This window comes from Nocardia sp. FBN12, assembly GCF_054031145.1.
Genome location: NZ_CM132926.1, coordinates 406615 through 429488, shown reverse-complemented (window position 1 = coordinate 429488; position 22874 = coordinate 406615). Strand labels below are relative to the sequence as shown.

The 22874-nt window shown below is 68.0% G+C and carries 21 protein-coding genes and 1 pseudogene; 11 read left to right on the top strand and 11 right to left on the bottom strand.

Going from position 1 to position 22874, the window contains the following annotated elements; all coding sequences use genetic code 11:
- Positions 1–15 precede the first annotated feature (15 nt).
- The 6 genes and pseudogenes from ACWZHB_RS02290 (at position 16) to ACWZHB_RS02265 (ending at position 5382) form a co-directional block, all read left to right on the top strand.
- The gene (locus ACWZHB_RS02290; protein ID WP_427906281.1) at positions 16–735 is read left to right on the top strand and encodes a phosphoadenylyl-sulfate reductase; all 720 of its coding nucleotides are present in this window, start codon (positions 16–18) and stop codon (positions 733–735) included.
- On the top strand, positions 732–1685 hold the full coding sequence (gene cysD / locus ACWZHB_RS02285; protein ID WP_427906280.1) for a sulfate adenylyltransferase subunit CysD: 954 nt from the start codon (positions 732–734) through the stop codon (positions 1683–1685). The genes ACWZHB_RS02290 and cysD overlap by 4 nt, the downstream gene beginning before the upstream one ends.
- Positions 1685–2980, top strand: coding sequence for a sulfate adenylyltransferase subunit 1 (locus tag ACWZHB_RS02280; RefSeq protein WP_427906279.1), 1296 nt, complete (start codon positions 1685–1687; stop codon positions 2978–2980). Before cysD ends, ACWZHB_RS02280 begins: the two co-directional genes overlap by 1 nt.
- A gap of 233 nt (positions 2981–3213) precedes the next feature.
- Positions 3214–3597: pseudogene (locus ACWZHB_RS02275) on the top strand (sirohydrochlorin chelatase); the annotation flags it as partial.
- Between the two features lie 171 nt (positions 3598–3768).
- Positions 3769–4233: a CbiX/SirB N-terminal domain-containing protein gene (locus ACWZHB_RS02270; RefSeq protein WP_427909053.1), complete on the top strand. Its 465-nt coding sequence runs from the start codon at positions 3769–3771 to the stop codon at positions 4231–4233.
- A gap of 228 nt (positions 4234–4461) precedes the next feature.
- Positions 4462–5382 (top strand): hypothetical protein, encoded by a 921-nt coding sequence (locus ACWZHB_RS02265; RefSeq protein ID WP_427906278.1) that lies wholly within the window; start codon positions 4462–4464, stop codon positions 5380–5382.
- Between the two features lie 164 nt (positions 5383–5546).
- Here ACWZHB_RS02265 and ACWZHB_RS02260 read toward each other — a convergent pair whose 3' ends face one another.
- Entirely contained in the window at positions 5547–6170 is a 624-nt protein-coding gene (locus tag ACWZHB_RS02260) for a TetR/AcrR family transcriptional regulator (protein WP_427906277.1), read from the bottom strand.
- Positions 6171–6273: 103 nt separating this feature from the next.
- Here ACWZHB_RS02260 and ACWZHB_RS02255 point away from each other — a divergent pair, with 103 nt between their 5' ends.
- Both ACWZHB_RS02255 and ACWZHB_RS02250 read left to right on the top strand, forming a co-directional pair.
- Positions 6274–7689, top strand: coding sequence for an MFS transporter (locus tag ACWZHB_RS02255; RefSeq protein ID WP_427906276.1), 1416 nt, complete (start codon positions 6274–6276; stop codon positions 7687–7689).
- Between the two features lie 15 nt (positions 7690–7704).
- Positions 7705–8400, top strand: coding sequence for an SGNH/GDSL hydrolase family protein (locus ACWZHB_RS02250; RefSeq protein ID WP_427906275.1), 696 nt, complete (start codon positions 7705–7707; stop codon positions 8398–8400).
- Here ACWZHB_RS02250 and ACWZHB_RS02245 read toward each other — a convergent pair.
- Positions 8384–9355 carry a helix-turn-helix transcriptional regulator gene (locus ACWZHB_RS02245; RefSeq protein WP_427906274.1) on the bottom strand — a complete coding sequence of 324 codons (972 nt, stop codon included), beginning with the start codon at positions 9353–9355 and terminating at the stop codon, positions 8384–8386. The two genes, ACWZHB_RS02250 and ACWZHB_RS02245, sit on opposite strands and share 17 nt — an antisense overlap.
- Before the next feature lie 94 nt (positions 9356–9449).
- Here ACWZHB_RS02245 and ACWZHB_RS02240 point away from each other — a divergent pair, with 94 nt between their 5' ends.
- Positions 9450–9860 carry a VOC family protein gene (locus ACWZHB_RS02240; protein ID WP_427906273.1) on the top strand — a complete coding sequence of 137 codons (411 nt, stop codon included), beginning with the start codon at positions 9450–9452 and terminating at the stop codon, positions 9858–9860.
- Positions 9861–9959: 99 nt separating this feature from the next.
- Here the strand turns inward: ACWZHB_RS02240 and ACWZHB_RS02235 are convergent, their stop codons facing one another.
- A complete protein-coding gene (locus ACWZHB_RS02235; RefSeq protein WP_427906272.1) occupies positions 9960–10757 on the bottom strand; it encodes an HAD family hydrolase in 798 nt (265 codons plus the stop codon).
- A gap of 370 nt (positions 10758–11127) precedes the next feature.
- Complete coding sequence (locus ACWZHB_RS02230) at positions 11128–13350, bottom strand: Hsp70 family protein (protein WP_427906271.1); 2223 nt, start codon at positions 13348–13350, stop codon at positions 11128–11130.
- A gap of 526 nt (positions 13351–13876) precedes the next feature.
- On the opposite strand from ACWZHB_RS02230, the gene ACWZHB_RS02225 reads away from it, so the two are divergent.
- Positions 13877–14638 carry a glucose 1-dehydrogenase gene (locus ACWZHB_RS02225; RefSeq protein WP_427906270.1) on the top strand — a complete coding sequence of 254 codons (762 nt, stop codon included), beginning with the start codon at positions 13877–13879 and terminating at the stop codon, positions 14636–14638.
- Between the two features lie 55 nt (positions 14639–14693).
- Here ACWZHB_RS02225 and ACWZHB_RS02220 read toward each other — a convergent pair whose 3' ends face one another.
- The 7 genes from ACWZHB_RS02220 to ACWZHB_RS02190 form a co-directional block, all read right to left on the bottom strand.
- A complete protein-coding gene (locus tag ACWZHB_RS02220) occupies positions 14694–16280 on the bottom strand; it encodes an FAD-dependent oxidoreductase (RefSeq protein ID WP_427906269.1) in 1587 nt (528 codons plus the stop codon).
- A 12-nt stretch (positions 16281–16292) separates the two neighbouring features.
- On the bottom strand, positions 16293–17297 hold the full coding sequence (locus tag ACWZHB_RS02215; RefSeq protein WP_427909052.1) for an AurF N-oxygenase family protein: 1005 nt from the start codon (positions 17295–17297) through the stop codon (positions 16293–16295).
- Positions 17298–17567: 270 nt separating this feature from the next.
- Positions 17568–18563 (bottom strand): sulfate/molybdate ABC transporter ATP-binding protein, encoded by a 996-nt coding sequence (locus tag ACWZHB_RS02210; RefSeq protein WP_427906268.1) that lies wholly within the window; start codon positions 18561–18563, stop codon positions 17568–17570.
- Positions 18560–19366 (bottom strand): sulfate ABC transporter permease subunit CysW, encoded by an 807-nt coding sequence (cysW, locus tag ACWZHB_RS02205; protein WP_427906267.1) that lies wholly within the window; start codon positions 19364–19366, stop codon positions 18560–18562. Before cysW ends, ACWZHB_RS02210 begins: the two co-directional genes overlap by 4 nt.
- Positions 19363–20163, bottom strand: a complete 801-nt coding sequence (gene cysT / locus ACWZHB_RS02200; RefSeq protein ID WP_427909051.1) for a sulfate ABC transporter permease subunit CysT — start codon at positions 20161–20163, stop codon at positions 19363–19365. The genes cysW and cysT overlap by 4 nt, the downstream gene beginning before the upstream one ends.
- 137 nt (positions 20164–20300) lie before the next feature.
- A complete protein-coding gene (locus ACWZHB_RS02195) occupies positions 20301–21350 on the bottom strand; it encodes a sulfate ABC transporter substrate-binding protein (RefSeq protein ID WP_427906266.1) in 1050 nt (349 codons plus the stop codon).
- Positions 21351–21560: 210 nt separating this feature from the next.
- Entirely contained in the window at positions 21561–21650 is a 90-nt protein-coding gene (locus ACWZHB_RS02190; protein ID WP_019045829.1) for an Ms4533A family Cys-rich leader peptide, read from the bottom strand.
- Positions 21651–21724: 74 nt separating this feature from the next.
- Between ACWZHB_RS02190 and ACWZHB_RS02185 the strand changes: the two genes are divergently transcribed.
- Positions 21725–22774 (top strand): M48 family metallopeptidase, encoded by a 1050-nt coding sequence (locus ACWZHB_RS02185; RefSeq protein ID WP_427906265.1) that lies wholly within the window; start codon positions 21725–21727, stop codon positions 22772–22774.
- Positions 22775–22874: the final 100 nt, after the last annotated feature.

Below are 22874 nucleotides of genomic sequence, written 5' to 3'. Positions count from 1 at the left end.
GAGGAGATCCCCACTGTGACAACGAATCTCGCGGCCAAGCTGTCCGAAGACGAACTGCGCGCGCTCGCCGAGCAGGGCGCGGCCGAGCTGGGCCCCGATGCCTCGCCCGCCGACCTGATCGCGTGGACCGACCGCAATTTCGGCAACGGCTACATCGTCGCCTCGAACATGCAGGACGGCGTGCTGGTCCACCTGGCCGCGCAGACCCGTCCCGGTGTGGACGTGCTGTTCCTCGACACCGGCTACCACTTCGCCGAGACCATCGGCACCCGCGACGCGGTCGAGGCCGTGTACGGGGTGAACGTGGTGAACGTGGCGCCCGAGGCCAGTGTCGCCGAGCAGGACGCACTGCTGGGCAAGGATCTGTTCGCCCGTGACGCCGCCGAATGCTGCCGACTGCGCAAGGTCGTCCCGCTGAAGCGCTCATTGAGCGGCTACAACGCGTGGATCACCGGCATCCGCCGCGTCGAGGCGCCCACCCGCGCCAACGCGCCGCTGATCTCGTTCGACGAAGCCTTCGGCCTGGTGAAGATCAATCCGATCGCACCGTGGTCCGACGACGAGATGCAGGCCTACATCGAGGCTAACGGCATCCTCGTCAATCCCCTGGTGGAGGAGGGCTACCCGTCCATCGGCTGCGCACCGTGCACGCGCAAGCCCGAGCCGGGGTCCGATCCGCGCAGCGGCCGCTGGGCCGGTATCGCCAAGACCGAGTGCGGATTGCACCAATCATGACTATCACCGGGAGTGAGCCTGTGAGTACCAACACCACCGAACGCGATCTCGGCCTGACCGAGTTCGACACCCTCGCGGCGCTGGAATCCGAGGCGATCCACATCTTCCGTGAGGTCGCGGGCGAATTCGAGCGCCCCGTGATCCTGTTCTCCGGCGGCAAGGACTCCACCGTCCTGCTGCACCTGGCACTCAAGGCCTTCTGGCCCGCGCCGCTGCCGTTCACGCTGCTGCACGTGGACACCGGGCACAACCTCGACGAGGTGCTTGAGTTCCGCGACAAGGTGGTCGAGCGCTACGGCCTTCGCCTGCACGTCGCCTCGGTCGAGGAGTACCTGGCCGACGGCCGTCTGACCGAGCGCCCCGACGGCATCCGCAACCCGCTGCAGACCGTGCCGCTGCTCGACGCCATCACCGAGCACCGCTTCGACGCGGTCTTCGGCGGCGGCCGTCGCGACGAGGAGCGTTCGCGTGCGAAGGAGCGCATCTTCTCGCTGCGCAACGCCTTCGGCCAGTGGGACCCGAAGCGTCAGCGCCCGGAGCTGTGGAACCTCTACAACGGCAAGCACGCTCCCGGTGAGCACGTGCGGGTGTTCCCGCTGAGCAACTGGACCGAGCTCGATATCTGGCGCTACATCGCCCGCGAGGACATCGACCTGGCGTCGATCTACTACGCGCACGAGCGTCCGGTGTACTCCCGCGACGGCATGTGGATGACGCCCGGTGTGTGGGGCGGCCCGAACGAGAACGAGGTCCTGGAGACCCGTTCGGTGCGCTACCGCACCGTCGGCGACGGTTCCACCACCGGCGCCATCATCTCCGACGCCGCCGACAACCAGGCCATCCTGGCCGAGGTCGCGGCATCACGACTTACTGAGCGTGGCGCCACTCGCGGCGACGATCGTGTCTCGGAAGCCGCCATGGAAGACCGCAAGCGAGAGGGTTATTTCTGATGTCCGACCTATTGAGGCTGGCCACCGCCGGTTCTGTCGACGACGGCAAGTCAACCCTGGTCGGGCGGCTGCTCTACGACACGAAGTCCGTGCTGGCCGATCAGATCGACGCCGTCACCCGCGCCTCGGTCGACCGTGGACTGTCCACCCCGGACCTGTCGCTGCTCGTCGACGGCCTGCGCGCCGAGCGTGAGCAGGGCATCACCATCGACGTGGCGTACCGCTACTTCGCTACGCCCAAGCGGTCTTTCGTGCTCGCCGATACGCCGGGGCACGTGCAGTACACCCGCAACACGGTGTCCGGCGCGTCCACCGCGCAGCTGGTGATCCTGCTGACCGACGCGCGTAAGGGCGTCATCGAGCAGACCCGTCGCCATGCGGCCGTGCTCGCGCTGCTCGGTGTGCCGCGGCTGGTACTCGCGGTGAACAAGATCGACCTCGTCGACAACCCGGCCGAGGTGTTCGCCGAGATCTCCGCCGAGTTCAACGACCTCACCTCGAAGCTGGGCTGGGCCACCGAGGACGTCATCGAGATCCCGGTCTCGGCGCTGCACGGCGACAATATCGCCAGCCGCTCCGAGAACACCCCGTACTACACCGGCCCCTCGCTGATCGAGCACCTGGAATCCGTTCCGGTGGACGCTGATTCGACCGGCACGCACGCGCTGGGTCTGCGTTTCCCCGTGCAGTACGTGATCCGCCCGCGCACCGCCGAATACCCCGACTACCGCGGTTACGCGGGTCAGATCGCGGCCGGTTCCGTGTCGCCCGGCGACGAGATCGTGGTACTGCCCTCGGGTAAGAAGACCACCGTCGAGCGCATCGACACGCCGGACGGTGAACTGGCCGTCGCACAGGCCGGGCGCAGCGTGACGCTCATCCTGGCCGATGAGGTCGACATCTCGCGCGGCGACATCATCGCCTCGGCGCACGACGCGCCGGAGTCGATCGACACCTTCGACGCGACGGTGTGCTGGCTCGGCGACAAGGGCCTTCGCCCCGGTGCCCGGCTGCTGCTCAAGCACGGCGCCAAGACCACGCAGGCCATCGTCGGCGCGCTCGTGGAGCGGTTCGACGAGCAGACGCTGACCGCGCAGCCGAGCCCGGAGTCGTTGGAGCTCAACGACATCGGTCGCGTCTCGCTGCGGCTGGCCGAGCCGATCCCGGCCGACGACTACCGCACCAACCGGCACACCGGGTCGTTCCTGCTGATCGACCCCGCCGGTGGCAACACCCTCGCGGCCGGCCTGGTCGGCGACGTGCTGACCTCGGTCGAGGTCGGTACCGCGGTCTGATGTATCGCCTGCCCGCCCCGCCGCGTGGTGCCGTCCCGGTGCCGCGCGGCAGAGGCGGGCCGGTATCGGTCGCCCCGCCGACGGCCGCCGTCGCAGTGCCGCGCGGCAGTGGCGGGCCGGTGCCGATCGCCCCGGTTACGGGTGCCGTCGCAGTGCCGCGCGGCGATGGCGGGCCCACATCGATCGGCCCGGCTACGAGTGCGATCGTGGTGCCTCGTGGCAGTGGCGACAGGCTGTCGGTTACCCCGCTCGGTGGCGGTGGACCCGCATTGATCGCGGTCGCCCACGGCAGCCGTGATCCGCGTTCGGCGGCGACCATGGCGGCAGCGGTCGCCGAAGTAGCCGCCGCTCGACCCGACATCCCGGTCCGGCTCGCCTTCCTGGATCTGAGCGCGCCCTCGGTCGACGAGGTGGTCGACGACCTCGCTACCCGGGGCCACGCCGACGTGATCGTCGTTCCGCTGTTGCTGGGCAACGCCTTCCACGCCCGCGTCGACCTCCCCGCCCTGCTGGCCGACGCCACCCGCCGCCATCCCCACCTCCGCCTCACCCAGGCAGCCGTCCTCGGCCCCGATCCGCTGCTCATCGCGGCACTCGCCGACCGGGTCGCGACGGCGTACCGACTCCCCGTACCGCCCGGCTCGTCGCCCGCCGTGCCGACCCCTCCCGATCCAGCGGCACCGACGCCGCACGGCACATCCGTGTTCCCGGAGTCGGCCACTGACTGCGTGGCGTCGTCCGATCAACCCCATCCGTCGCGCGGCATCCTCACCGGGTCTCGATTCCGGATGCCCGCGGATCGACGCGCGGCGGCGACCGTTCTCCCGGCGCCGACGGCGGCGAGTTCCGGTCTCGCGTCGGTGAGCGTGGTGACACCCGCGACGGGACCACTGGGCGACCCCGCGCTGGGAATCGCTGTCGCCGCTGTCGGTTCGCGCGATGCCGCGGCCAATCGCCGGACCTCGGTGGTGGCGCGGCGGCTGGCGGCCATGACCGGTTGCCTGACCGAAATCTGCTTCGCCACAGTCGAACCCGGTATCGAGCGGGCTGTGGATCACCTGCGAGCCCGCGGGGCCGAGCACATCGTGGTCGCGCCGTGGTTCCTGGCGCCGGGACTACTGACCGATCGACTGGTCACCGCCGCACCCGCCCTCGTGCACGCCGACGTCATCGGAGCGCACTCGGCGCTGGTCGAGGTGATCTGGGCTCGGTACGACAGCTCCGTCGCCACTGATCTCGAACTTTCCGCCTGATTCGGACTCTATCGCGACGAGGCTTTCCTCGGACGCCGAGAGCTGCCGCGCCGACCCACCCTGAGGCAGTGCCTACTCAGGACTAGCTGCGCGGCGTCCGTAGGTTCTCACCACGCTGTACACAAGGCCTTTCCAGTGGCATAGGTCACAGGCCTCACCCTCTTTACTAGATACCCCCCAGGGGTATATGTTCGTATCAACGCACAGCGAACCGAGAGAGGCGAAACGATGACCACCAACGCCCACGCCCACCACACCGCCGGCCCGGTCGAGCACGCAGGCACCGACACGCACGCGGGCCACGTCGGCCACATCCAACATGGCGGCACACACGCAGATCACGCCGAACACGGTGGCGCGCACGCAGGACATGAAGGTCACGCTGCACACGGTGGCGCGCACGCCGGACACGGTGCGGGTTTGCCCGGAGGCCTGCAGATCACGCAGGACGGGTACACCCTCGACCTCGACACCACGATTGCCGACCCGGGCCGGATCGACTTCCGGTTCCGGATCCTCGGACCGGACGGGACTGCGGTGACCGAGTTCGACGCGATTCACGATCGGGAACTGCACCTGATCGTGGCGCGGCGCGAGTTGACCGGGTTCTGGCATGTACACCCGCGACGGGAAGCGGACGGCACCTGGGTGATTCAGCTGGATCTGCCCGAGGCCGGGGCCTACCGGGTGTTCACCGATATCGCGCCTCGCGCGCTCGGCCGCACCATCACCCTCGGCGCCGATCTGGCGATCGCGGGACACTATGCACCGCAACCGGTTCCAGCAGTGAACCGCGCCACCGAGGTCGACGGCTACGAGGTGGCCGTGGACGGCGAGTTGCGCGCCGAGGGCGATCTACTGACGCTCACCGTGCGCAGGGACGGCGAGCCGGTGACGGATCTACAGCCCTACCTGGCAGCCTTCGGCCACCTCGTGATCCTGCGCGCGGGCGACCTCGCCTACGTCCACGTCCATCCCAACGGCGAGCCGGGTGACGGCATCACCCCAGCGGGACCCGAAATCACTTTCCACACAGCGGTTCCCGGCCCGGGTACGTATCGCCTGTTCCTCGACTTCAAACACCACGACGTCGTCCGGACCGCCGCGTTCACTCTCACCACCCAGCACGCACCCGAACATCACCACTGATCCGCCAGGAGAAACCAGCCCGACGCGTCCCGCTCTCGGCGCCGCTACCCAGATCCGGTAGCGGCGCCGTTCTTGCGTCCGGCTCCCGTCGTTCCGACGCGCCACGTCGACCAGGACCAGGCGCGCGGAGTCAGGATGATCCTCGACCGGGCGCGACTTCCCGACTAGGCCCCACTCGGCACGTCGGACAACAAGCGGTTCGCGATGGTGCGTGCGGCCTCGACGCGGGCCGAATCCCCCGTCTGACAGGCGATATTGGCGGCGCTCACGATCGCATCCAGTTCGAAGACCAGGAGGTCGGGGTCGACGTCGGCGAGTTCGCCCATGGCTCGAGCCTTACGGACCTCGGCGGCCAGGAACGACAGCCAATCGTCGTGGTCGGCGACGACGGCGTCGCGCACGGGGCCGGGCTTGCTACTGAATTCGGTGAGGGTGGCCACCCGGAAGCAGCCGCCGGGGAACGGAGGGTCTTCGATGTGGGCGAACCAGCGGTCGATCAGCGCGCGGATCCGGGCTCCGCCGCGTGGAGCGCGCAGGCCAGGGGCGATGACTGCTTCGATGAAGATGTCGCGGCCTGCCTGGACGGCGGCGAGTTGCAGGGCTTCTTTGGTGCCGAAGAGGGTGGCGATGCCACTTTTGCTGATGCCGAGGTCGGTGGCGAGCCTACCGATGCTGAGACCGTCGAGACCCTCGACGGAGGCGAGTTCGGCCGCGCGACGGGCGATGGAGGCACGCGCCCGGGCGCCCTTGGCCAATCGCTGGTCACTCGGTTCGGTCAGCTGGGTCATGTGAGTCATTGTTCCACCACGGGGTTGCGAAGGCGAACGATCGGTCGTACTTTTATTTACGAACGATCGTACGTTCTTATTTCTCTCATCGAAGGAACCTCGCATGACCGACGTGTCCGCTCGGCCCGAAGATCCGCTCAGCACAGCCACTCCCGGCACCGGCGCCGCGGGCCGCACCCTCGCCATCGCCGCGGGTGCGGCATTCATCGCCTTCCTCGACCTCTCCGTCGTCAATATCGCGTTCCCGACGATCGCCCTGAGCTATCCCGGCACCTCCACCGGCACGCTGACCTGGATCGTCAGCGGCTACGCGATCGCGTTCGCGGCACTGCTCACCCCGGCCGGGCGCCTCGCCGACGCGCTGGGCCGGCGCCGCCTGTTCGCACTGGCGCTGGCCGGATTCGCCGTCACCTCCCTGCTGTGCGGGCTCGCGCCCGGCGCGGACTGGCTCATCGCGGGACGGGTTCTGCAGGGCATCGCGGCGGCGTTCATGGTCCCCGCGGCCCTCGGGCTGGTCCTGGAAGCCACACCGAGGGAAAGGATCGGCGCCGCGATCGGCGCCTGGTCGGCGGCCGGTGGGTTCGCGGCGGTGGTCGGTCCGGCACTCGGTGGTGCGTTGGTCGAGGTGTTCGGCTGGCGTGCGGTGTTCCTGATCAATGTGCCGATCGCCTTGATATTGATCGTGCCGGGACTTCGGCTGCCGGGCGGCGGCAAGATCGCGCGCGATTCGACATTGCCCGATCCGCTCGGCACTCTCGCCGTCGCGATCGGGCTCGGTGCGATCGTCGCGGCTGTCACCGAAGGTCAGTCGTGGGGTTGGACCGCACCCGGCACGCTCCTCGCGTTGCTCGGCGGCCTCGCGCTCACGGTGTTCGCGCTGGTTCGCTCGGGTCGGCAGGCCAACCCCGCTGTCGCCGTATCACTGTGGCGGGAACGGCAGTTCGCGTTGGCGAACGCGGGCTCGTTGCTGTTCGGCGCCTCGATGTTCGCGTGGCTGCTGGCCGGTCCGCTGTTCCTCGACGCCATCTGGGGCTATTCCGTACTCGAGTCCGCGGCGGCGCTGACCGTCGGCGCGGTGGCCTCGATGGTGACCGCCGTGGTCACCGGGCGAATTACGGCACCCGCGGGCCAGCGGTGGGTCGGCGTGCTCGGCGGGCTGATGTCGACGGCCGCGCTGGCCTGGATGAGCACCGACGCCTTCGGGCCCGAACCCGCGCTGTGGACGGCGTGGGTCCCCGCCGGGCTGCTCGGCGGCGGTGGGATCGGCATCGTCGTCACGGTTCTCGGCACGGCAGCGGCGAGTTCGGTTCCGCCGCAACAGTTCGCGGCGGGCATCGGCATGAACCTGACCGCTCGCCAGGTCGGTGGCGCGCTCGGCATCGCGGTGCTGGCGGCGATCTTCTCGGCGACATCGGACCCACTTCGCGGCTTTCACATCCTGTTCGCCGTGGGCGCGGCGATCAACCTCGCCGTCGCCCTGCTGCTCGCCTTCCCTTCACCTACCCGTTCGACCACCTGAACCGAGGAGATCGACATGTCTTCCAGCACACCACTGTCCGTGCAATTCCTCGCCGAGGCCGAGGACCCACTGGTCCTCGCACCGGAGCAGGTCACCGCGCTGCTGGCCGGCGCACCGTGGCAACGGTTCGCGGTGCTCGGTGATTCCATCGCCGCGGGGACCGGCGATCCGAGTCCCGGATACGCCCCTACCGGCTGGTCCGATCGGGTCGCGGCCGGTCTGGCTTCGGCGAATCCCACCCTGGCCTACCGCAATACCGGCCGGATCGGCGCGACCAGCGGTCAGGTGATCGACCTCCAGTTGTCCGAAATAATCGAATTCGCACCGGATCTCGTCCATCTCAGCTGCGGCGGCAATGATCTGTTCACCGCGGGCGGCGATGTCGATCGGCTGCGCGAGAATCTGTCGACGATCCTCACCGCGCTGGCCGACACCGGGGCGCGGCTGTCGATATTCACGATGGCCGACGTGTGGTCCGTCGAGCGGATGGCGCCGATGCGGGCCATGCGGCCGCAGATGATCGTGCTCAACGAGATGTTGCGGGCCGCGGCCACCGAGTTCGATGTGGTGCTCACCGAATTCTGGAACCATCCTTTGCAGTCGCGACCCGAGCTGATGAGCGCGGATCTCATCCACTTCACCACGAGTGGGCAAGCGGTCGTCGCCAGCGAGGTGGTCAGATCGCTGGCCGGGCTCATCGACCGGGCGTAGTGGCTGCGGGGCCGTCGACGCTGTTGTCGCGCACCAATTCAGTGCCGAGCGCTACTAGTTCGGATCTGACCTCGGCGGGCCCGACGACCTCCACGTCGGCGCCCCAGCCCGCCAGTTGCCGGGCAACCATTTTCGCGGTGTCGGCGGTGATCTGTGCTCGCACCCGGCCGTCCGGATCAGGGCCGAGCAGGGTGCAGTTGCGGCCCTGCTGGTCGGCCAGGATGGGCGCGAGTTGCGCGGAGACGAGGACCGTCGCGGCGACGGCGGCGCGACGGCCCTCCATCTGCTCGACGATCTGAGACCACTGCGCGTACAGATCGAAATCCGCGGGCCGATCGGCTGTCTCATCGAGGGTGACGACGTCGACGATGCGGTCGAGACGAAAGGTTCGCTGCCCGCGGTCGGTGCCCGCGATGAGGTACCAGACCGTTTCCTTCTCGACCAGGCCCCACGGGTCGATCGTGCGGACCGTGCGTTCACCCTTGCGCAGATAGTCGATGCGTACGCGCCTGCGATCCACCACCGCGCGCTGCACCGTGTCGAGTACCGCCGGTGTCTGCGGATCCGGGCGCCCCCAGCGCGCGGGATCGACGACAACGGCATCGGCGGCCGCGGCCGCATCGGCTCGGAAGGTGTGCGGCAGCGCCCGAACCAGCTTGCGCAGTGCGGATTTCAGTTCGGGCACGGCCTGGGCGGCGGGGCCGGCCAGGAGGAACAGCGCCCTGGTCTCCCCCGCCGTGAGTCCGGAGAGGTCGGTGCGCGCGCCACCGATCAGCGACCAACCGCCGCCGCGACCCGATTGTGGGTAGACCGGGATGCCCGCGGCCGACAATGCCTCCAGGTCACGCCGGGCGGTCGCCACCGAGACCTCGAGCTCGGCGGCAACCTGAGCGGCGGTCACTCGTCCCCGCGCCTGCATCAACAACAGGGTGGCTACCAATCTGTCTGCTCGCATACTCGGTAATTCTGCCAAATAAAGTGCTCATTTGATGAGCACTTTCGCTGGCAAAGTCGTGTTCACACCGAAGCGACAACCGAATGGAGCAGACATGCTGCGCGGAATGGCCACCACCACCTACTACGCCGACGACCTCACCGCCGCCAAGGACTGGTACACCGAATTCCTCGGCATCGCACCGTATTACGAGGTTCCGGGCGGGTACTACGAGTTTCGGCTCGGGCCGTTGCAGGCCGAGCTCGGCATCATCAATCGCGCGTACGCCCCGGCTGGCGCGCGCAACGCGCCGGGCGGGGGTGGCGTGGTGTTCTGGCAGGTCGACGATCTCGCGGCCACCTTCGCCCGATTGCTCGAGTTGGGCGCCACCGAGTACGAGCCGATCACCGAACGCGGCGACGGTGCGGGTTTCGCGACCGCGGCGGTGCTGGATCCGTTCGGCAATGTCCTCGGGATCATGGCGAACCCGCACTACGTCGCGATGACCGCAGCGGCGTCCAGCTGATCGAGCCAGCCGGCGCAGATTCGGGCGACGACGGATGGGGGCGACGCTCAGCCTCCGCCGAGGTCTGCACCGGTAGCCGCCACGATCGCTGTCTGAGGCTCAGGCGAACCAGCGTTCGAGGACGGTGGCGACACCGTCCTCGTCGACGTGGCCGGTCACTTCGTCGGCCAGCGCGAGCACCTCGGCGGGCGACCCGGCCATCGCGACCGAATGCGCTGCCCAGCGCAACATTTCGCGGTCGTTGAAGCCGTCGCCGATGGCCAGGGTCTCATGGGCCTCGACGCCGAGGAGGTGCCGAAGTTGTTCCAGCGCCCAGCCTTTGGACACACCACGGCGGGAGACGGTGAGCCAGGGCCCGTACTCGCCGTGTACCCAGGACGCATCCGGAACGTCGAACGTTTGGAGCAGGCGCAGCATTTCATCGGGAGTGCCGTCGGGCCACCAGCCGTTGAGGCGCGGCGTCGGCACACTGCTCAGCTTGCGATGGTCGACGAGCTGGAAGTCGCCGATCGAGAACTCCCCCGGTCCGTGTCCGGTTGCCCAGGTGCCGACGCCCACTCGTTCCGCGGCGAAGACCATCGCCGGGAACAGCGCGCGCAACGCGAGCACGGCCGGGCCCGGGTCGAACGATTGGACCGCGACCGGCTCGCCGCGCGCCACGTCGATGTGCACAGCGCCGTTGGAACACAACGCATGTCCCTCCGACAGCCCGAGCTCGCCCAGAACCGGGCGCGTGGCGAGCAGGGTTCGCCCGGTGGTCACCACCACGTGCGCTCCCGCCGACACCGCCGCCCGTACCGCCGCGCCCACCCGCGCGCTGATCTCGAACCCCGTCGCCAGCAGGGTCCCATCCACATCGAGCGCGATCAGCTTCGGCGCTCCCCCAACTTCAGCCACCGCCCTATTGTGCCCGCCCCCACCGACACTCACGCCCGATTCACCACCGGCGCCATCCGCGGACACCCGGGCTCGACGTGGCACATCGGCCCGGCGATCGCGCCCGGTGATGACATCGACGCACTGCTCGCCACCAGCACGCTGGTTGCGAACGTTCGGCGATGTCATCCGAAATCTAGATCGCCACCGACCCGCGGTTCCAGCTTCCACGGGCTGTACCACGGCGCGACCATGCCACGGGAGCTCGCTTCGCGCTCGAGCTGGGCCTGTTCCTCGGCGTAGGCCTCCGCGGCCCCCGGGTGGGTCCGCCGTGCCGAAATTCCGCGGTGAGCGCCGGAATTCCACGATGTCGGGGCGCCGACACCATCGGTCAGCGGCGAGAACCTCCTCCGCCGCCGCCACCACCTCCGCCGCCACCCGACCCACCCGAGGATGCTCCACCCGAGCCGCCTGACGAAGCACCACCGGACGAGGCGCCGCCGGAGGATGCGCCGCCGGAGGATGCGCCACTGTCCGATCCACCGGATGACGTGCCACCGCCTGAGGAAGCACCACCGGAAGTGCTGCCGCCGGAGGATGTGCCGCCCGACGCACCACCGGAGGAAGCTCCGCCGCCCGATGTTCCACCACCGGTTGCGCCGCCACCCGAAGCGCCGCCGCCTGTCGAGCCACCCGAAGCACCACCGGAGGCGCCGCTGTCGGAACCGCCACCGGACGCACCGCCGTCGCCGCCGCCGGACGCACCACCCGAGGTACCACCGCTGGACGCGCCACCGCCGCTGCCGCCGGTCGAAGCACCACCACCCGATGTGCCGCCCGTCGCACCACCGGAAGTGTCTGTGCCGCCGGAGGTTCCACCACCGGTCGATCCGCCGCCGGTGGTTCCACCGGTCGTGGTTCCGCCTGAGCCGCCGGAAGTACCCGTATCGGAAGGTGTTGTACCAGTGCCGGTTCCACCGGTGGGGGCAGATCCCCCGATATCGATGGAGACGCCGCCCGTGCTCGGGGCCGAGGTCCCGCCGGTGGGAGTGGTGGTGCCACCGGCCGGTGCGGATGTGCCATCCGTGGGTGCCGTGCCCGGCGCGGGCGCGGTGCCTGCGGCGGGAAGCGTGGCGGGGTCAGTGGCGCCGGGGGTGCCCGGCGCATCAGGGCCGGGGGCCGAGATCGGGCCGCCATGGGGGAGTTCGGGGGCGCCAGGATTGGTCGGCGTGTTCTGGGGCTGGGCGGCCGGCTGGCCGAAGGGTAGGGGGTTGATGAAGCGGGCCGGGTCGCCGTACGTGGTGCGGGCGAGGACAGGCGACTTGCAGTCGTTGCGGACGTCCTGGTGGCCGGGACCGCCACGGTCGGCACCCGCACCGGCGTACCCACCGGGGCGGGACTTGCCGCCGGGCGCCGTCGCGGGGGCGATGAAATTCTCGTACGCGCTGCGAGCCGCGGCCACACCGGCGACCCGGATGCTCCCGCTGACCGGGTCGACCTCGCTGATCAGACCGGCCGTTCGGGCGGCGAGAAGGTCGGCGCTCATGTCGTAGAGCAGTGCGTCGGCAGGCACGGCGAGGACGGGGAAACGGTCGAGGACCGGCATCAAGCCGGGATCGAAGGGGCTGCCGAACACCGTCATCGCCGACATGGCGAGCGCGGAAACGACTGCCGCGCTGGAGAACACCGCGACGTGCGGCACCGGCCCGCTGCTCTGCTCCTCGGGCGCGAAGGTACGCGCCGCCAAACCCGCTGCGCCCGCGGCGATCACCTGTCCGGGGTCGGCGACGGTGACGAGCGGAACGCCGAGTTCGGCGAGGGTGCGAGCGACTTCGGGTGGGCGCGAGGCACCGCCGACCACGAGGATGCGCGACAGGTCGGCCAGCCGCAGGCCCGCCGCCGCCACGCTCTTGCTGACCAGCGGGAAGGTGTCGCGGATGTGTTCGGCGCGCAGCGCGTCGATGTTCACCATGGAGGTGAGCGTCTGCGTCGCGCGCCCCTGCCCCGGTTCGCCGGCGTACCTGGCGACCATCTCACCGAGCGGCTTGCCACCGAAATCGCTGGACCGCGTGGGGGTTCCGACCATCGGGTGGTGCGGCCAGTCGGGGCCGACGCGCAGCACGGTGAGGTCGAGGCTGGTGGCGCCGAGGTCGTAGACGAGCACGAAACCCGGCTCCAGCGGGCCGCGATCGATCTCCAGCCATTCCGCGGCGGCGACCGGTTCGGGTACGAGCAGCACCTCACCGGCGCCTGCGAGGTGCAGGGCCTGGCCAAGTAATGAGACCTGTTTATCGGTATAGACCGCGGGATAGGTCAACACGATCCCGGCCGGTGTTTCGGCCAGCTCGATCAGACCGGTGACCACCGCGGCGATCAGGTTGGTCGCCGAATAGAATCGGCCACCCATCACCATCGGCTCCGGTTCGCGGGTGAGATCCGCGAAATCCGTGATCGCCGAGGCGAACTCGTTGATGGCGCCGATGCGGGGCCTACCCGCCTCGTCGAATGTCAGTGCGGTGCGTCGTGTGCGCACCGCCGGTTTGGCCGGATCGTCGGCGACTACCGCCGAAATCGCATTGGCCACACCGATACTCAAGCCCAGACCTCTGGTCATGTTTTTTGCTATCCCGTCAACGCACCGTGACCACGTCCAGCACGCGAGCGCACCATGTGGCCGCGGTCGTCTTCCAAACAGCTCGCCTAGATTAACTGGCACGTCGGCGAATTGCTGCCCGATTGATACGAAACCCGCAACCATGGGTCACCACAACGCTATTCGCGCAGGTGAGGTGGTTGAAGACGGAATATCCACCCCCCTGAACGTCACCACGGCGATTCACAGACTCCGAGAAGCAGCTACCTGCGAGTAATCGGACACAGCCCCCATTGAATACATTCTTGGAGTTTGTTATCTCGGCCATTCGACGCACTTACCGACCGGTAACCAATTCATTTACTACCAACACGATTTCACTGACGCCGAATTACATTCCTCCATATCGAAGTTGGCCCACTTTTGATGACGCATCAACGCGGCGGCCGATTCCCGCCAGCACGGGCCTACCCCCGCCGGTTGACTGAAAGAGCGGAGAGACACCGACTCCGAGCTCCGAAACCCCAAGGGAAAGAAGGCACTACACATGTCCACTCGATTCGCCGACCAGGTCGTTCTCATCACCGGCGCAGGGTCCGGTATCGGCAGGGCGGTCGCGCTCCGGGTCGCGTCCGAGGGTGCCGCGGTCGTCCTCGGGTCCCGCGGCAAGGATCAGGGTGAGCAGGTCGCCGAGCAGATCAGAGCGGCAGGCGGGCGAGCGCTGTTCGTCGCGACCGATGTCACGATCGACGCCGATGTCGAACGACTGACCCAGGCCGCGCTCACCGAATACGGTCGCCTGGACGCGGCTTTCAACAACGCGGGCGCGATCAACGCTTTCGGACCGATCGCCGAGATCGACGACGACGCCTGGCGCGCCGACATGGAACTCAACCTCAACGGCGTCTTCTACGGTCTGCGCCACCAGGTGCCCGCGATCATGGCCTCGGGGGGCGGCGCGATCCTGAACAACGCCTCCAACCTCGGCGTGGTCGGCATGGCACAGGTTGCCCCCTACGCGGCGGCCAAGCACGCCGTCGTCGGACTGACCAAGTCGGTGGCGCTGGAGACGGCGACCACGGGTGTGCGAGTCAACGCGCTGATCTCCGGCGCGGTCGACACACCGGCCTTCCGCGCGTCGATGGGCGCGACGCCCGAGGGCGAGGCGGCCATCGCCGCGCTGCACCCGATGGGGCGGATCGCACAGCCCGACGAGGTCGCCGCGGTGTGCGCGTTCCTGCTCAGCCGTGAGGCGTCCTTCGTCACCGGTGCTTCCATCACCACAGACGGCGGCTTCACCGCACAGTAGAAATAGCGAATGCCCGCAACGTCTCCCAGTGACGTTGCGGGCCTTCGATTTTCGATCAGCCGCGAGCGAACAGCCGCTTCACGGAGCGTTCCCGTGGCACCGCGGCACCGCCGGCCACAGCTTGCGGGCGACGGGCTCGCACGAGTCGGTCGAACTCGGACGCGTCGCGCGCGGGCGCACGCAGCTTGCCACCGTTGAAATCGTCGGCGAGCTGCTGCACGGTCTCCTGCGCACACGACTTGTTGGTCCCGATGAAGCCGGTCGGACCGCGCTTGATCCAGCCGGTGACATACGTACCGGGGAAGACCTCGCCGCCGGGCGCGGTGAGCACCCGGCCCGCGTCGTTCGGGATCACCGCACGAGCGTCGTCGAACGGCAGATCCGCGGTAGGCACGCCGCGGTAACCGACCGAGGTGAGCACGACACCGGCCTCGAGCAGCGCGGTGTCGCCGGTCGGCGTCGCGGCCACCCGGCCTTCGGCGTCGGTGACGAGCTCGTTGCGCTCGACCCGCACCCCGGTCACCGTGTCGGTACCGACGATTTCCACCGGCGAGGACAGGTATCGGAACACGATGCGCTTGCGCGCACCGAACGGGCGGTTCGCGACGCTGTGCAGCAGGCGCAGCTTCTGCTCGACCTTGTACGGCAGATCGGGCGTGACCGCGGGCAGTTCGCCCTCGATCGCGATGTCGATATCGGCGGCGAGCAGGCCGACGAACTCGGGCACCGTGAACGCCGACTCCGCCGGGCCACGACGGCCGAGGATCACGACCTCCTCGATCTTGCTCTCGCGCAATGCCTTCAGCGCGTACGGCGCGATGTCGGTGTCGGCGAGCAGGGCCGGATCGACGGTCAGGATGCGGGCGACGTCGAGGGCGACGTTGCCGTTGCCGACGATGACGACGCGCTTCTGGTTCAGGTCGAAGGTGTCGTCGGCGTGGTCGGGATGGCCGTTGTACCAGGCGACGAAGTCGGTGGCCGACACATTGCCCGCCAGACCTTCGCCCGGAATGTTCAGCTTGCGATCCGAGGACGCGCCCACGGCGTAGATCACACCGTGGAAGTGCTCGAGCAGCTCGGCGTGGCTGATGTGCTTGCCGATCTCGACATCGAGGTAGGTACCGAAGTCGTCCTGCTTCGACATGATGTCGAACAGGTCGGCGACCTTACGCGTGTGCTTGTGATCGGGTGCCACGCCGAGGCGCGCCAGACCGTAGGCCTGCGGCAGCCGGTCGAACATCGTGACCGCGACGCCGGGCTGGGTGAGCAGCTCGTCGGCGGCGTACATCGCCGACGGGCCCGACCCCACGATCGCGACCCGCAGCGGGGAGCGCTGGGTGTCGATCGCGGGCGGCATCACCGGTGCGGCCAACGTCGGCCGGTCGCGCTGCACGCGGTAGAAGTCGGCGTTGATCTCGATGAACGGCTTCTGCTCGTCGGTCAGCTTCTTCGACGAGGTGATGGCATCGACGGGGCACGCGGTGGCACAGGCGCCACAGTCCACGCACGCCGCCGGATCGACGTAGAGCATCTCCGCGGTACGGAAATCCGGCTCATCCGGGGTGGGATGAATGCAGTTGACCGGGCATGCGTAGACGCACGAGGCGTCACTACAGCATGACTGGGTGACAACATATGGCATATTGCTATCGTCTCAGGCGGCGTGCTTGGCGGAGCGCTTGGGCTCCGAGCGGTAGCGGCTCGACGGTCCGTCGATGCCGAACATCTTCCACACCAGCCGCGAGACCGGGTTCATCACACCGATCTCCTCGGCGAGCGCGCGCACGTCGATGAAGTAGTCGGCGAAGACCTGCTTGGCCTCCTTGGAGCCGTAGAACAGCTCCTTGCGCACGTCGGCGGGCATGTCGAACTGCTTGAAGAACGTCTTCGGCGGGGTCGCGATGGCCCGGCCGAGAATGAACATGATGGTCGGCATGGCGATCGACAGCACGAACTTGTTGAACGAGCGCTGCGCGGGCACGTTCTTCTTGAGGAACTCGTGAGCGAAGGAGATGTGGCGAGCTTCCTCTGCCACGTGGATCGCCATCACGCCGCGCATGATCGGGTGGATGTCGTCGCCCGAGCGCAGGATGTCCTTCTGGATGTGGTCGATCGGCTCCTCGCCGGCGAGCACGGCCATGAAGAACAGGTTCGGCATCAGGGCGCCGACCGGGGAGACCAGGTGGCGCAACTGACGCACCAGCGGGTTCATGCCCGGCACGTCGGCGACGCGGTTCACCATCTCCTGGAACATCAGGGTGTGGTTGTGCTCTTCGATCATCTCGTGCGAGCAGTACCGGAATTCCGGGTCGTTGTTCTTCAGGTTGAAGATGTGCTGCATCATGCCGACGATCAGGATGGCCTCGAACTGCAGACCGACCTTGGCGACATTGGCCTGACGGACCTTGCCGATCTCGATCTTCTTCTCCAACGGCAGCGCCTGGTACCAGGGGTGGCGGCCGATGGGGTCGGCCGAGGTCACCAGGACCCAGCGCTCGGGCTTGCAGTTCGGATCGAAGTCGGGGGCGTCCCAGTCGATGTCCTCGAACGGGTCGAAGTGGCGATCGACCGATGCCTCGGACAGCATCAGCAACTTCTCGGCGTACGCCTGAGCCTCTGCGACTACAGGATCGACGTCAGGGGTGGTGGGCGCAGACATCGTCGTCACTGCCTCTCCTCTAGGGACGTTTACTGTTTCCAATAGTTACACCTACAGAGAGTCACGTCAACTCTGCGGACCACGCGCTTTCGCGTGTTCGGCGCGTCGAAATACCTCGCCGAAAAGCTACTCACCAGTAAAAACGCCTCTACCTGTGACGCTGCGTCATACACAGTCGAGGTCGAGGTGCGGTGAGGCCGGCGAATCTTCTCGCCACAGAAACAGCAAAAGCCCCGCGACGATGAGTCACGGGGCCTTCACCTGCGTCGATCAGGTCAGTGGCAGGTCCGGGATCCGGGTCGCGCGGGCGTAGACCGTCTCGCCCTCGGCCAGGCGCAGGGCCGCCGCGTCGCCGCGGGTGACCTGGGCGGCGAACTGGTCGCCGGTCGCGGCATTGCGCAATTCCAGGCGCACCTCGAAACCGAGGCGCACGATTCGCTCGACCGTGGCCCTGGTGACCCCCGCCGATTCGGCGGTGCCCTCGTGTTCGGCCATCGCCATGCTCGGATCGCGCCCGACGCGGATGTCATGCGGGCGGACCAGGTGACCGTTGAGCCGGGCGACCGCGCCGAGGAACGACATCACGAACTCGTTGGCGGGCCGGTCGTAGACCTCCTCGGGCGAACCGACCTGCTCGATGCGGCCCTTGTTCATCACCGCGATCCGGTCGGCCACGTCCAGGGCCTCCTCCTGGTCGTGGGTGACCAGCACGGTGGTCACGTGGACCTCGTCGTGCAGCCGGCGCAGCCACTGGCGCAGATCGGTGCGCACCTTGGCGTCGAGCGCGCCGAACGGCTCGTCCAGCAGCAGTACCTGCGGGTCGACGGCGAGCGCGCGGGCCAGTGCCATGCGCTGACGCTGACCGCCCGAGAGCTGCGCCGGGTAGCGGTGCTGGAAACCGTCGAGGCCGACGATGCCGAGCAGTTCGTCGACGCGCTTCTCGATTTCCTTCTTCGGCCGCTTGCGGATGGTCAGGCCGAAGGCGACGTTGTCGCGCACGGTCATGTGCTTGAACGCGGCGTAGTGCTGGAACACGAAGCCGATGTCGCGCTTCTGGGGCGCCACGTGGGTCACGTCGTTGCCCGCGATCATCACCACGCCCGAGTCGAGCGATTCCAGCCCGGCGATCGAGCGCAGCAGCGTCGACTTGCCCGAACCGGACGGGCCGAGCAGCGCGGTGAGCTCGCCGGAGGGGATGTCGATGCTGACATCGTCGAGGGCGGCGAAGGAACCGTAGTTCTTGCGCGCGTTGGTCACGGTGATCATTCGGTGCCCCGCTTGCGTTCGAGGAGAGTCATCAGGAGGAGGACGATCAGCGCCATACCCATCAGCAGGGTGGCCGCGCTGTAGGCGCCGAAGGTGTTGTGGTCGTTGATATAACGGCCGTGCACCAGCAGGGTCAGCGTCTGGGATTTTCCGGGTAGGGCGGTGGAGACCATGATCACCGCGCCGAATTCGCCCAGCGCGCGGGCCACGGTGAGCACGACGCCGTAGGTCAGGCCCCAGCGGATGGCGGGCAGGGTGATTCGCCAGAAGGTCTGCCAACGCGAGGCGCCGAGGGTGGCCGCGGCCTGCTCCTGATCGTCGCCGATCTCGTGCAGCACCGGCTCCACCTCGCGCACCACGAACGGCAGCGTGACGAAGATGGTCGCGATCACCATGCCGGGCAGGCTGAAGATCACCTTGAATCCGAGTGATTCCAGCCCGCCGAACCAGCCGCCCGCGCCCCACAGCAGGATCAGCGACACACCGACGACGACCGGCGACACCGCGAACGGCAGGTCGACGATGCCCTGCATCAGACTGCGGCCGGGGAACTTGCTCCGGACCAGGGCCAGCGCCGTGACCACGCCGAACACTACGTTCAACGGCACCACGATGACCACGATGAGCATCGACAGCTGGAACGCCGAGATGGCCGCGGGCGTGCTGATCGAGTCGATGAACGCGCCGATCCCCCGCTCGAACGTGCGCAGCAGGATGATCACCAGCGGCAGCACCAGCAGGATCAGCAGGTAGCCGAGTGCGACCGTGCGCAGCGAGATCCTGGTGAACGCGGACAGTTTCATCGGGCCGCCTCTTCCTTACGCGATGAACGTTCGGCGAGGATCCGCAGCACGAGCAGGCTGACGAACGAGATCACCAGCAGCGCCACCGACACCGCGGCGGCGTTGATCGGCCGGTCGACCTCGATCTGCTGCTGGATGTACTGCGAGGTCATCTGCGTCTCGCGCGGGATGTTGCCACCGATCAGCACCACCGAGCCGTATTCGCCGATCGCCCTGGCGAAGGCGAGGCCGCCGCCGGAGATGATCGCGGGCGCCAGGGTGGGGAGCACGATGCGGCGGAAGGTGATCCAGTTGCTCGCACCGAGCGAGAGCGAGGCCTGCTCGACTTCCTTGTCGACCTCGATCAGCACCGGCTGCACCGAGCGCACCACGAACGGCAGCGTGACGAACGCGAGCGCCACCACCAGACCGGGCTGCGTGGCGTTGAGGTGGATGTCGAACGGGCTGTTCGGGCCGTAGAGCGAGAGCAGCACGATCGAGGCGACGATCGTCGGCAGCGCGAACGGGAGGTCGATCAACGCGTTGACGATGCCCTTGCCGGGGAACTCGTCGCGCACCAGCACCCAGGCGATCAGGGTGCCCATCCCGACATTGATCACGGCGACGATCACCGAGACGCCGATCGTCACCTTCAGCGAGTCGAGCGCCGAGGGCGCGGTGACCGCGTCCCAGAAACCGGACCAGCCGTCCTCGAAGGAGCTGACGGTGAGTGCGGCCAGCGGCAGCAGCACGATGATGCTGAGCCACATCACGGCGACGCCGATGCCGAAGGGACCGACCGAGCCGGTGACACGCAGCCACGACCAGCGTCGGCCCGCGGGCTTGCGTTTTTCAGGTTTGCCAGGGCCGCCGGGATCGGGGGTGTCCCCGGCCCCGGCGGGCCCACTGCTGTCAGTCACAGTTGTCCAGTATCGCGTGTGAGCCGGGTCACCGACTACTTGGTTGCCTGGTCGTAGATGACGGCGACCTTGCCGGTGCCCTGCGCGAACAGATCCTTGTCGACGGCCTTCCAGCCACCGAGGTCGTCGATGGTCCACAGCTTGGCCGGGGTCGGGAAGTCGGCGGCGAACTCGGCGGCGACCTCGGGGTCGACCGGACGGAAACCGGCCTGCGCCCACGCCTTCTGGCCCTCTGCGGTGAAGAGGAAGTCGCGGAACGCGGTGGCCTTGGCCAGGTTCTTGGAGTTCTTCAGCACCGCGACCGGGTTCTCGATCTTGAAGGTGGTCGGCGGGTTGATGTGCTCGATCGGGTCGCCGTTGCGCTCGGAGAAGATGGCCTCGTTCTCGTAGCTCAGCAGCACGTCACCGGTGCCCTGCAGGAAGGTCTCGGTGGCTTCGCGGCCCGACTTCGGCTGCACCTTCACGTGCTCGGGCGAGATCAGCTGCGCCAGGTAGTCCAGACCGGCCTGCTGGTTCTTGCCGCCGTCGCTCTTGGCGGCGTAGGGGGCGAGCAGGTTCCACTTGGCCGAGCCCGAGCTGAACGGGTTCGGGGTGACGACCTCGACACCCGGCTTCAGCAGGTCGTCCCAGTCCTTGATGCCCTTGGGGTTGCCCTTGCGGACCACGAGGGTGACGACCGAGCCGAAGGGGATGCCCTTGGTGGCGTCGGCGTTCCAGCTGTCCTCGACCAGGCCCGCGTCGACGAGGCGGGTGATGTCGGGTTCGACCGAGAAGTTCACGACGTCGGCCTCTGCGCCGTCCTTGACCTTGCGCGATTGGTCGCCCGAGGCGCCGTAGGAGGCTTGGACCTGCACGCCGGTGCCCGCTTCGGTCTTGTTGAACTCGGGCACGATCTTGTCGAAGCCCGGCTTCGGCACGGCGTAGGCGTAGAGGTTGAGGGTGCCCCCGCTGCCGTCGGCGGTCGCTTCTCCGTCGGTCGAGTCGCTGGCGCCACCGCCGCAAGCGGTCAGCGCGAGCGCGGCGACGGCGGTGAGGGCGATGGCGGCGGCGCGGCGGCGCGAGCCGATCCAGGTATTGCGAGACATCGGGGTGAACCTTTCGGGAAAGGACCTGCGGCGCAACGGCTTTCGTGCGGGCAGGGAACGCTCGTGTCGATCGGTAGACCTGCCGTGGCGGATGCACGACAGTTGGCGCGACTCGGGCCCGATGGCCCCCGGGGTGACGGACTACGACTGCGAAAGGAAAGCGCGCGCCAGTCTACTGGGCAGAGGAGCGCAGACGAGTCCGGTGGCCGATCACCGACAGAGAATGTCTGCGACCGCGAGGTTGCCGACAGCGATCAACGCCAACTCATGGCGGATCTGCGGAGCGACACTCGACGACACAGGCAGACTGTAGCAGATTGGGACATGATGATCGCAATCGACGAGAGTTCTCTAACCAGGGGGGATTTCATCCTATGACCATGGCTCCAGACCGGGTTCGCACGCGTTTTCCGGAGATCAGCACGCGCGCTTGGGAACACCCGGCCGACCGCACCGCACTCGTGGCACTGCGCTCGCTGAGCGGCTTCGACACGGTGCTGCGCGCGCTGTCGGGCTTGCTCCGGGAGCGTCAGCACCGGTTGATGTACCTGGCGACCGCCGTACGGGTCGACGACCGCCAGTTCCGCACGCTGCACGAGTTGCGCGCGGACTGCGTCGGCGTGCTCGACGCCCAGTCGACGCCGGAGATGTTCGTGCTGCAGGACCCGTCGGTGAACGCGTTCACGATCGGGATGGACAAGCCGTTCATCGTGGTCACCACCGGCCTGCTCGAACTGATGGACACCGAGGAGTTGCGGTTCGTCGTCGGCCACGAACTCGGTCACGCCCTGTCCGGGCACGCGGTCTATCGCACGATGCTCATGCACCTGATGCGCCTGTCGGCGTCGGTCGGCTGGATGCCGGTCGGCGGCTGGGCCCTGCGCGCGATCGTCGCGGCCCTGATGGAGTGGAGCCGCAAGTCGGAACTGTCCGGCGACCGCGCGGGCCTGCTCTGCTGCCAGGACGTCGAGGCCTCGGTGCGCGTGCACATGAAAACCGCCGGCGGTGCTTGGCTGCACGAGATGAACCACGGCGCCTTCCTCGATCAGGCCGACGACTACATGCGCTCGGGCGACCTGCGCGACGGCGTCCTCAAGCTCCTCAACCTGGAACTGCAATCGCACCCGTTCTCGGTGCTGCGCGCGGCCGAACTCCGCCGCTGGATCCAATCGGGAGACTACGAACGCGTCCTCGGCGGTAGCTACCCCCGCCGCGAACACGACAAGAACGCGCGAATCAGCGACGAGGTCAAAGACGCCGCACGCCACTACCGCGAGTCGTTCGACCAATCCGAAGACCTGCTGGTCCGCACCGTCCGTGACCTCGGCCGCGACGTCGGCTCCGCGGTGAGCACCGTCGGGCAAGAAGTCGGCCGCACAGTATCCGACCTGGGCAAACGCTTCGACGACTGGCGCAAGAACTAGCTGCTGTGCCGGCGCGGGTCAGTGCTCGCGCCGGTCACCGCGTGAAAAACCAGGCGATCACAACCAGAACGAGCAAGCCCACCAGCGCCAGCTGAACGCG